Annotated in this window: 8 protein-coding genes; 3 read left to right on the top strand and 5 right to left on the bottom strand. The window is 62.3% G+C overall.

Annotation, left to right across the window (positions count from 1 at the left end; all coding sequences use genetic code 11):
- From AC4FWB_RS18750 to AC4FWB_RS18740, 3 genes are all read left to right on the top strand, one after another.
- The coding region (locus AC4FWB_RS18750; RefSeq protein WP_491027743.1) for an NAD(P)/FAD-dependent oxidoreductase at positions 1-647 on the top strand (647 nt) is incomplete at its 5' end.
- A 16-nt stretch (positions 648-663) separates the two neighbouring features.
- On the top strand, positions 664-2,010 hold the full coding sequence (locus tag AC4FWB_RS18745) for a dihydrolipoyl dehydrogenase family protein (protein ID WP_491027742.1): 1,347 nt from the start codon (positions 664-666) through the stop codon (positions 2,008-2,010).
- Positions 2,011-2,150: 140 nt separating this feature from the next.
- A complete protein-coding gene (locus tag AC4FWB_RS18740) occupies positions 2,151-2,855 on the top strand; it encodes a peroxiredoxin-like family protein (RefSeq protein WP_491027741.1) in 705 nt (234 codons plus the stop codon).
- On the opposite strand, the gene AC4FWB_RS18735 is transcribed toward AC4FWB_RS18740, so the two are convergent.
- From AC4FWB_RS18735 to AC4FWB_RS18715, 5 genes are all read right to left on the bottom strand, one after another.
- Positions 2,839-3,300 carry a LysR family transcriptional regulator substrate-binding protein gene (locus AC4FWB_RS18735; protein WP_491027740.1) on the bottom strand — a complete coding sequence of 154 codons (462 nt, stop codon included), beginning with the start codon at positions 3,298-3,300 and terminating at the stop codon, positions 2,839-2,841. The two genes, AC4FWB_RS18740 and AC4FWB_RS18735, sit on opposite strands and share 17 nt — an antisense overlap.
- Before the next feature lie 35 nt (positions 3,301-3,335).
- A complete protein-coding gene (locus AC4FWB_RS18730) occupies positions 3,336-3,743 on the bottom strand; it encodes a LysR family transcriptional regulator (protein ID WP_491027739.1) in 408 nt (135 codons plus the stop codon).
- Positions 3,744-4,511: 768 nt separating this feature from the next.
- Positions 4,512-7,646: an AAA family ATPase gene (locus tag AC4FWB_RS18725; RefSeq protein ID WP_491027738.1), complete on the bottom strand. Its 3,135-nt coding sequence runs from the start codon at positions 7,644-7,646 to the stop codon at positions 4,512-4,514.
- The gene (locus tag AC4FWB_RS18720) at positions 7,643-8,338 is read right to left on the bottom strand and encodes an ABC-three component system middle component 1 (protein WP_491027737.1); all 696 of its coding nucleotides are present in this window, start codon (positions 8,336-8,338) and stop codon (positions 7,643-7,645) included. Before AC4FWB_RS18720 ends, AC4FWB_RS18725 begins: the two co-directional genes overlap by 4 nt.
- A complete protein-coding gene (locus AC4FWB_RS18715; protein ID WP_491027736.1) occupies positions 8,335-10,842 on the bottom strand; it encodes an ABC-three component system protein in 2,508 nt (835 codons plus the stop codon). The genes AC4FWB_RS18720 and AC4FWB_RS18715 overlap by 4 nt, the downstream gene beginning before the upstream one ends.
- Positions 10,843-11,237: the final 395 nt, after the last annotated feature.

The following is an 11,237-nucleotide window of genomic DNA, read 5'->3' as shown; positions in this document are numbered from 1 at the left end:
CGGGGCCGCGCATCCTGCCTGCTCTTCCGGAGCACATGGCGCGCGCCTCGGCACACCTGCTGATCAAGCTGGGCGTGCAGATCCGATGCGGCATCAAGGTCACCGAGGTGACCGAGGACGGTATCCGACTTGGAGAGAAGCTTTTTGTGCCGGCCGAGTTGGTGGTTTGGGCGGCCGGGATCAAGGCGCCGGATTTCCTGAAAAGCCTCGATGGCCTCGAGACCGACCGCATCAACCGCCTGACCGTGGACGAGACCTTGCGTGCGGTCGGAGACGAGAACGTGTTCGCAATCGGCGACTGCGCGAACTGCATCCTACCAGGCGAAGACAATGCCTTGCCGCCGCGAGCCCAGACAGCTCATCAACAGGCCGACCATCTGGTTCGGGTAGTTGCCGCTCGCCTTGCGGGACGAACCGCTTCAGCGTTCCGCTATCGCGACTATGGCTCGCTCGTCTCGCTCGCAGATTACGGCGCATTCGGCAGCCTGATTGGCGGACTGAAGATTGAAGGCCTGTTTGCGAGACTTGCCTATCGCTCGCTGCACAAGATGCATCTCAAAGCGGTGCATGGATTCGCGAAGATGGCGCTGGATTCGATCGGCGAGATGGTGGTCAGGCGCACCAGGCCCCGGATCAAGCTTCACTAGCGGCGGAGGCGCTGCGATGCAAAAGTATGATGTCGTGATCCTGGGCGGCGGCAATGCCGGAATGGGCGTGACGGTCGCGACGCGCGCAGCCGGGCTGTCGGTCGCCATGATCGAACCACGCGACCTTGGCGGCACCTGTCCCAATCGCGGCTGCACGCCAAAGAAGGTCTTGGTCGCGGCAGCCCATGTTCTCGACGAGATCGGCAAGGCCGATCGTCACGCGATCACCGTCGATAGGCCGCGGCTCGACTGGCGGGCGTTGATCGAGCGGGAAAAGGCAATCATCCGGGACATTCCGTCCCGGCTGTCCGGATTGATGGCCAAGCGTGGTGTTGATGTCATCCCCGGTGAGGCCGTTTTCGTCGGCGCCAATACCATCCGCGTCAATGGCCGGGAGCTCGAGGCCCGGAACATCGTCATCGCCACTGGCTCCAAGCCGCGCCCGCTGCCGATCCCGGGCGCCGAGCACCTGACCTTTTCCGACGATGTCCTGAACGACCCGGAGCTGCCCGGCGCCGTGGTCTTTGTCGGCGGCGGCGTGATTGCCTTCGAGCTGGGCCACGTCTATGCGCGCGCCGGCGTAGACGTCACGATCCTTGAAGCGCTGCCACAGTTGCTAGGAGGTTTCGATGCGGATGCCGTTGCTCAGCTCCGCAGCGAGAGCGAACGCTTGGGGATCAGTATCCACACAAAGGCGTGGATCAAGGGTGTCGACAAGGCCGACGGGCGATTGCGAGTGAGGTTCGCAAAGGACGGCATCGAATATCTGGTGAACGCGGATCGTGTCATCAATTGCGCCGGGCGCATTGCCAATGTCGAGAGCCTCGATCTTGGCGCTGGCGTCGTCGTGCACCGCGAAGGCCGCATCGAGATCGACGATCATCTGCGCTCGCGCTCCAACCCTGACGTCTATGTCTGCGGCGACGCGGTCTGGAATTCTCCGCAGCTCTCCCCAGTGGCAACTTACGAGGGCGGCATCGTCGGCCGCAACATCGTCGATGGCCCGAGACATCGCCCGGATTACGCCCACATACCAGCGTCGCTCTACACCGTCCCGGCCCTGGCCAGTGTCGGGCTGACCGAAGCCAGGGCGAGAGAGCAGGAGCTTCACGTCAAGGTCCACGTCAATGACATGCAAGGCTGGCTGTCCGCGAGGACCTATGCCGAGAACCTTGCGTGGTCGAAGGTCATTGTCGAGGAAACCACGGAGCGGATCGTCGGCGCCCATATCGTCGGTCATGCTGGCGAGGAACTGATCCATATCTTCGCGCTCGCCATGAAGCATGGCATCACGGCATCGCAGCTGGGTGAGATGGTCTACGGCTTCCCGACTTTTTCGGCAGACATCAAGAACATGATGTAACGCGCCGATCCGAGAAGTCGAATAGAAGATGAACCTGGCATGCGACGATATACGCGGGGCATCGAAACCATGCAGGAAAAGCATGGCAAGGGCCAAGGCGTTTCGGTGGTAGGCTGCATGCGACGTATGAAAGTGCAGATATGGCCGCCGACGACCAGGCAATGACATTCGAACAGTCCGTCCAGGCAGCCATCGAGCTTGATGCGCCGCTCAACGAACGGTTGGCGGTAATCGCTGGGGCAGTCCGACGCTTGAATTCCGAATTCGCTGACGCCGTGGACAGGCTGGTGGATCGCCTGGAGAAACAAGGCGCCGGGGCCATGGCGCCGTCCGCAGGCGACGCCATGCCTGGTTTCCTGCTGCCTGACGATGAAGGCAGGCTTGTCGGCCTGGCCGACATCCTTGCAGAGGGGCCAGCCGTCATCACCTTCCAGCGCGGGCATTGGTGTCCCTATTGCCGCTTGAACGCCATCGGCATCGTCGAGGTGCAGCGCCAGATTTCCGATCTGGGTGGTCAAGTGGTCGTGATCATGCCGGAACGGCGCAAATTTGCCAAAGCTATGAAAGCCTTGGTCGGCGCGCAGTTTCCCTTTTTGATCGACATGGACAATGGCTATGCCCTGTCTCTCAACCTTGCGATCTGGGTCGGCGCCGAGATGGAGCGTCTGATGGGCCTCGGGCTAGATATTCCAAATTATCAGGGCAACAGCAGCTGGTTCCTGCCCATCCCGGCGACTTTCATCGTCGGAACCGATGGCGTCATCACGGATCGCTTCGTTGATCCGGACTACCGCCGGCGCATGGACATTGACGACCTGATCGCGGCGCTCAGGCGGGCTCGCTGACGCCGAAGGACGACCAGTCGGCCGACCTCAAAAGGTTGAGCAGCGTCGTCGCGACTGGAGAACGGTGCCTGCCAGCAACCGCGTAGACGGAAACGGTCCGCGAGACGTCGAGATCACGAAGCTTGAGCCGGCGCGTGTTCGTGGACCGCGGTGCCGTGAACGAGACAAAGCCAATTCCGGCGTTGGCTTCCAACAACGCAAGCAGATCCTGGTCGGTCTCGACTTCGTGCGCAGTTCGAGGCGAATAGCCTTTTGCGGAGAGGCACCGCGACAGTTCCTCGCTTGTCTCCCAATCGATCCGGCTGAGCACAGGTTCCGCGGCAAGCTGGGTCAGCGCAACATCGACCTCGTTGCGCCGCGCCAGCGGATGGGCGGCATTCACGGCCAGCTCGATCCCCTCCTGGAAGAGCGGCCACATGTCGAGGCGGTCCCAGGCCGGCCCCAACGGACCGGCAACGGCCAGCTCGGCATCACCGTCCTTCAGCGCGTCGATACGGCGCTTGGCGAACCACGGCTGATCTTGAGGTGCACGCCGGGATATGCCCGGAACAGTTCCGTGAACGGTGAAACCAGCAACGCGATGTTGACACTGTTGGAAATCGTGACGTTGAGCGGCGCGACGTCGCTGCTTTGCACCGCTTTGGCCAGTGATTTTGCGGAAGTGGCCGCGTCGTAGCACTGTTGCAGCAACGGCAGCATGCGACGCCCAAGCTCGGTCAGGTGCGAATGCTGGCGCTCCCGGCGAAGGAGTTCTCCGCCAAGTTCCTCTTCGAGCGTCTTGATCGCACGCGTCAATGCCGGCTGAGTGACATTGCATTCCTCAGCTGCCCTGGTGAAGTTCAGCGTGTTGGACAGGGCCAGGAAATAGCGGACCTGCTGCATCTCCATGAATTCGCCCCCTCAGCGAAATTCGTTCTATCAGCGACTACGCATGTTTGCAGGTTAGCGCAATGGCGCCGTCTCGGCAAAACGTGGCCAACTGAATGTCCGCTTTGCCATGCCGGCGCCGACAGTGGACAGTCCGTTTGCGGCCCTATTCCGGACCTTCAGAGAGCGTCGCAGCAAGAGCCGACTTCCGGCTGTGACCAGCGCAATGGTTGTGAAAATTTATTACGAGGCGAAAAAACAACTTTAAGTTGATGGTGCCCAGAGGCGGAATCCAATCGAACGAAATATGCCTTTGTTGCCAGATAGATGACCATCGCCTACTGGCGTTTCCGCCCAACAAAAATACCAACAAAATTTTTCTGTGGATTGGTTCGGTTCCCCGAGCCTTGCTATGAGGCGACTGTCTGCCGCCATGATGCCGAATGACTGCTTCGCGCCTAGTTCTCGTCGTTCACTGTGCCGTTCGCCGTTCCCGAAACCGGCCATTCCAGTCCGACCTAGCTAGCGCTCTCCATGATCGCGCCTGTGACTTTGCCGACCGCCCGCTTTTGGAAGAGAAAGCTTGGAAACCAAATATTCATAGGGGCCCGACGTCGGCTGCACTCGTCCTCATCATCCGCAACGTTCTGCACATGGCCGCACACCGCGAGAACCGGACAGCGCTCGACATCGCCGATCGGATCGAGACCTGGAGCATCGATCCAGATCGACGAGCCGATGGCGCTTTATCCGACTTTTAGCCGGCCAGAGCCGCTGTCGAACGTCGCGTTAGGCGCTATTGGCGCTCGATGCCTGCATGCCCCGCCGCATGACCCCCGCCGCTGCCTGATTATGTTCGGGTGGGACCCAGACGACACCCTTGTCCGATGGGGCTGTCAGAAGCACGGTCGAGCAGGGGAGCCCGGCCGCATCGAACTTGCGCGCGATGAAATCGCTCTCGCCTCGATCGTGGCTCGACATGATCAGCTGATAGCCGTTCAATTCGACCATGTTGCGCATCACGTCTACAAAGGCGGCAGTGTGAATGATGTCATTATGCTGAAGCGGATCGTCAAGCAGCAGTGCCCGCCAGCGCGACCAGGGGTAAGCGGTGCTCGCCGCACACAGGATGCTGAAGCCGTTGGCCGCAAGTTGGCCTTCGCTCAGCACGACCTGGGGCGGCAGATCCTTCTTTATCTCGATCGCATTCTCCACCTTCTCCCGGTAGCGCAGTGCCATACCGAAGCTTGTCGCATCGACCCGCGTGTCGGCCTTGAACTGAATACTCTCACCGGGCGTGCTCAGCATCGCCTCGTTGAAGTCGTCGATAACCACGTTGAGTGGATCGAGTACGCGCGCGGAAAAATCGTCCGCCTGTGCCTGCAAATTCTCCGAATAGCGCTTCACTGCGCTTCGTGCGGCGGTAGTGAGCTTCACCGCCGCGCGGGCAGTCTCGAGCTTGATCTTGAGTGCACCAAGATACGCCGCCGGTTCGCGCACGTCCTTGTCCCCACCTGCGGTCTGCATCGACGCGACGATCTCGTCGATCTCGCTCTGAAGCAGCGCATTTTCGTTGTCGCGTGCTAGCACAAGCTGCCGTTCGGCGAGCGAACGCAGTCCGGCCAGCACGGCCTCGATCGCGGCAATGCCGCGATCATATTCGGCTTGGCCCGGACTGTTATTGAGACCCGCTCGGGTCCAACGCTGCTGCATCTGCCGCGCCGCCTGTTCGGCGGTTCTGCGGACCACCTCGGCTGCCGCAAGCTCGCGTTGAGCGGCATCGAGTGCGGCTCGCTCCCCCTGAACGTCGGCGACGGCTGCGTTCGCCGCTTCGGAAAGTGTGGCGAGTTGCGCCTTTGCGGTTTCGCTTCGCTCGCGTTCCGTCGCCAGCCTGATCCCAAGCTCGCCGATCGTGACGTTTGACAGATTGCGCGCCGCGATCCGATCTGCACAGGCCTTGTCTTCGGCCTCAAACTGCGTCAGTCGCGCTCCGAATTGGCTGTCACGCGCGATCAGCTCATCGAGATCGGCGGCTTTCGAAGATCGTTGTTCGCTCGCCGCAGCGGCACTCGCCGCTAGCGGTTCTAGCGCTACCTCCGCCGCCGCCAGGGCGGCATCCGCGTCGCGCGCCCGCGCCGCGGCAAGGGCGGCGAGATCGGCGTCAGGAGACGTTTCAAGCGTCCGGGCGATAGCGGCGCGCGCATTCGTCACAGCGTCTGCGGCCACAACTGCCGCCCGCTCGAGCCCCTGGACAGCCGCCACCTCGGTTCGAAGGCGACGGATCTGATCGCTGAGTGCGGGACGTTCGCCCCGCAAAGTCTCGAGCGCATCGTCGGCCTGGGCGAGGCGATGATCGCTCCCCGACGCTGCGGCGTCCGCCAGTGCCTTGAGGACTCCCGGCTCGAACTGCGTCCGGCACACCGGGCAGTCGGTATCGTCCTGATGAACGTGGCTGGCGAGCTGTGACAGAGCGGCGCTGATCGCAGTTGCGTGCCGGTCGGCCTCTGCACGTTCGCGCTCGGCGCCGGATATCCGGTCGTTGAGATCGGCCAATTGCTGCTCGAGCGGAGTGAGCGCGGCAGCCGCGCTGGCCGCTGCCTCGCGCCCCTGGGCGAGCGCGGCATCGGCCGCCCGAGACTCCGTCTCGAGTTCGACGCACTCGGCTATCGCTTCGTTGAGCGCGTGTGCCGAGCCGGCAAGGCTTCTCAGGCGCGCGACTTCAGCTGCGGCCTCGCCATGTTGGTCTATCACGGTATCGGCGTCGGCTATCGTCCTGCGATTGGTGGCGATCGCCTCGGCAAGCGCCTTACGATCCTGCGCTTCTTTCGCCTGAAGCTCGGCGAGTTGCCCACGGCGCGCCAGATCGGTCCGCGCCGCATCGAGTAGGGCGACATTCTGTTCGATCGTGGCGATCGCGGCATTCTGAGCCGTGACCGCATCGCGGGTTGTGGGAACAAGTTGGGATACGCGATCGAGTCGTGAATGCGCGTCGCTCACCGCGCTTCGTAACCGTACAAGGCTGGGATGGTCGAGGCTTGCTTCGGCTTCGCTGATCGCAAATTGCGCTGGAAATGCCGATAAGGTCTCCAACACCGCTTTCCGCTCGCCCAATGATCGCAGCGTGTCTCCGATGCGGTCGCCGAGCGCTGAAAGACGCTGTCCGGCATCTGCGGTTATGACGTCAAGCGGCTGATCGGCAACAAGCTGCCGAAGGTCAGCTTCGAGCTGGTCGATCCCCGCAGCGACCTCGGCTGCGGTGAGCACGCCGGTCGCGCGGGCCGCGGCGCGTAGCCTGTTCAGGCGAGCCATCCGTCCCTGCCAGTCCGCGATTTCGCGCTCGAGTTCGGCGACCATTCTTTGCTCTTTATCTAGCCGACGGGTGAACGCGGTGATGGTCGGCCGCCCACGCAGGCCCGCGCGGATGCGCTCGAGCCGGTCGATGCCGCTCGGTCCCTTCAGTGCTTGCCACTGATCCCGGGGATCTCGGCTAGTGAACCGCTGCTGCGCCGCTTGCCCGAGGAAATGGGTGAGGGCGAGATAGGTGCCCAGATCATTGATGATGCGGCGATCGGGACGGGCGAGCTGCGCGACGATGTCCGCCATTGCCGTACCGCCGGTCGCGCTGCGCTTGATGAGGTCACCTTCCGAAAAGGTCAGCGCAACGCGATGCGATCCCGGCTCGGCTCCGCGCCGGGTGAGATAGTCCTTCTCGACGAATTTCTTTCGGCCATTCTGCAGATAGGGTTCAAAACGGCGGATCTTGTTGGTCAGGCCCCATTCGATCGCATCAAAGAAGCTGCTCTTGCCGAGGCCGTTGGTACCCGTGAGCAGAACCAGGCCGGGCGCCGCCGGAATGTCGATCTCGAAGTTTCCAAAGGTGCGGAAATCATGGATCGCGACGCGGGATAGGAAAATCTCGCTCATGCCTGTCCCCTCCGCTCCCAGGCCCTGACGAGTGCCGCAACAATGTCGTCCGGCGATTTCTTCTCGTCGAGCGCAATGCGCTCCCACTCGTCGGCGGTCGTCCGCGGCAAGCCCGGCGCTGTCGCGCCGGTCCCGCTCAGCTCGTCGAGCGCCGCGTCTTCGAACTGCCCCTCGGCATGCACCCATGGTCGGGCGAGGAAGGTGCGCTTGAGAAAATCGGCAAAGCTCTCTTCGTCCCGCTTGGGATCCTCCGGCCGCAACCACGCGAGCTTGCGGGCGACACGGTCGTCGCGTTCGACCATCAAAGCCATAGCCCGCCAGGCCTCCTGCCGTTCGCTTGCTCGCGGTCCCAGCAGCATAAGCTGCAGGTCGAGCGTCTCGTTCGCCCCCAGGAAGGAGCGCGCAACAACACATTGATTTCGGCATCGCCGTAGCGTCTCGAGCACCGCTTCCATCGCAGGAACGTCAGGAAGGATGCCAAGTACGATATTGAAACGATCGATCCGAATCGCATGGCTCTCCGCCGGCAGATCGGTCGGACTAAGCGTGGTCGACTTCGTCGACCCGCCGTTGAAGATCGAACGCGCCAGTTCGGGCCGATCCTCAACCTTCAGCTCGAGCGCCAGCGCCGCTGTGCGAAGCCGCTCGGCGAAATTCGCCAGTTCGGGTGACAGAGTCGAACTTTCCGTCATGCCGCGCCTTTCACGATCGTCTTTTCCAGCGCTTCGAAATGCCGTGCCTCCACGGCAGTCAGCAACGCGCGCAGCTCGGCCAAACCTGCCGCCACCGCGTCGACGAAATCGCGACTTATTGACATGATCACCGGACCAGAGCCTGCCGTTTCGCTGAGCCCCGGCTGGTCGGCGTCGACCCGCGCAAACGGGCGTTCGGCGATGCGGCTAACCTCGATGGCACTTTTGACGACAAGAATAACGAATTGAGTCTGCCACATGAAAGATGCGGCGCACAATGACATCTCATCGCCATTGATCATATCGGCTGCGCAGCCATGTCCGGCCCATGCGCTGTCGCCATTGCGCAGGCGAACAAGATTGCCGGGCCTGATCCCCTTCGGCGATGTGGCCTCCCAGGCGGCGGCAATGGCCAGGGCGACGGCAGTACCGCGCAGGATGACCGCCCATTTGTTGGGACCGACCAAAATCTGCGCGGCGTCGCGATTATCGTCGTCGTCGACCGCGCAGATCATCAAGCGAAGGAAATGGCCAAGTAGCACCGGCTCATCGGTGAACGAAGCGTGCCAGACCGCCCATGTAGCCGCCATGGCTGCCCGTAGATCGGTGGCGATCTTGAGGTTAATCGGTCGGCCGGGGTCGGCATTGCTGGCAAAGAAGGGTTGGAGATGCGCATCAAGACGCTCCAGCAACCAGCTATCGAGCGATCGGTGAATCCTGCGCGCGAGAATATCGGGTGGAAGCTGGACCGGATTCTGGGCCGCACCGCCGGGATTGCCGGCCACGATCGCCGGCATCGCCATACCCTCTGCGTGCGGTGACTCCAGACTGAGCGCCCGGACATGCTGTCTCCATTGACCTGGTGCCGCATGCAACCGGCAATTGTTGCTATGGCAGGCAACACGCAGCACCGCGCCCGCCACCGCTCCGAGATCTTCCGGGCCATCGGGAAGGATGATCTCGAAAGGCTGGTGCTCGCTCCACGAGCGCAGGAGCTGCTCAGCCGGTATCGCGCCCGACCACCGGACATTGCCTGCCTCGCGCAACAATTGCACTGAGATCGGCAGCTGATGCGCGGCCAGACGCTGAAGTCGCGGAGCGAGCGGGACGTCAGCCTCACGCGCGGCCTCTCTGAACAAGGTCCGCGCAGCGCTCGACAGCTTCGGTACAAGCGTTGCATCGCCGTGTCGCGTCAACCATTCCTTATGGTTTGCTTCGTGGCCTACCAAATGAGCAGCGAACGGAGCACGGACGACATCACGACGTGGGCCACGACGAACGATGACAGCATCCGCTGCGACCGACTCGCCGGCACAATCGAGCCAGAAATCTGCGACTTCAGGGGCCGGGTCAGGCGGAGCGATACGCGCAACGGCGCCGCATTGCAGGTGCCGGAAGGTGCGTTGCGGGTCACCCTCGATCGCCTTGATGGTGAGATACGCGGCGAGCCGATTGAGCGTTGCGGTTGACACTTCAAACAGTTCGGCGTGCTGTGTCTGCAGCGTCAGCCTGACCCCAGGCCGCAGCTGCTGCGCGACGGCAGCAACTAGGCCAATGTCGGTAAGCGGCTGCAGCAATTCTGCATCATAAGCCGCCAAGAAATCGAACCGGGCGCCGGCAGCATCCTGCGCACGCGCGCGGACATCGATTGCGGCAAGGGCGGGCTTCAGCGCAACGATCCCCGGATGGCTCGAAACCAGCTGGATCATGCCAGCGTGATCGAAATCGCGCGCGCCGGCGGCAACGAAGTCGATCAGCCCACCGTCGCCCGCTCCGCTGATGAAGAAGCGCGGAGTCGGTCGGCCCGCGAACTCGGCAACCGGCACGCCGGCGTCGGTCCAGTAGCTGGCACTCTGAATGGTTGGAACTGGCTCGATTGGCTCGACCCCGAAGCCGACCGCAAGCAAGACAATGTGAAATTGCTCGCGAAGCTCGTTCCCTGGTGCAGGGAGCGGGCTATCCAGATCGGTGAACTCGATCTGGTAACCGTCCGGTACGACGTTGAGCGCCGTGACCCGGTGGCGCACACGAGGCTGCAACCTTGGCGCGAGCCTGACCACGATGTCATGGAAGCCAACAAGAACGTCGTCACGCACCGAACGGCACGATCCGGACTCCCAGTCAAGTATTGGCAAGTCTGCAATGGGATCCGTCGTGTCATGCGCGGGCCAGTCGTAGATATGCGGATCGAGCCGTCGGCGATCGGTCGTTGACTGGAGGGGGAGTAGCTCCCCGGCCGTTTCGAACAGCACGATCTGCGATTCGGTAACAAGCGCGGCAGCTGCCGCTGCAGCGACGCCGGCCGCACCGCCGCCGACCACGGCAATCCGCGGATTCCCATTGAGGTAACCCAGATCCTTCAGCGCATGGACCAGAGAAAGCCCCCGGACCTGCTGCGAATAAAAGGTGATACGCCGATCGAAGCTCCCGATGACGAACAGGTTCGGCCGGTCGCGGACAGCCGCGCCATTAAGAATATCCTGCGGAAGCAACGCGTCAGCCAACGGTCCGGCCACTTTCGGTGCTGTGCGTCTGCTGTTCCGACAGCTTAGATTTGGCGTGGCATATCGCACGCATCGTTGCCAATCGGCTCCCCCCATTTCCGACCATAGTGTCGCTACCTGTCGGCGGATAACGTTATGCAGAGGCAGGCGAATTGACGCAAGGCATTATTGGCTCTCGCCAAGTCGACTGCACTCCTATGCTTTCGGACTTCTGACTCGGTCTCTGTTTCGACGTCAACCGCGCGACCATGGTCGGAAATGACGGCTCTCTCAAGTCGACTCCCTGGAACCTGCCGGTCTCTTCGCGGCCCCCAAGCTGACTAAGTGCGATCACTGCTAAACTCTCCCCCGTCCAAAGCGGGTAGGGGTTTTTCGAAAGCCTGAAGTAGCTGAGC

The organism is Mesorhizobium sp. LEGMi-168a (genome assembly GCF_058312955.1).
Note: the sequence above shows the minus strand (reverse complement) of the source record. Positions and strands in the feature narration are given on the sequence as shown.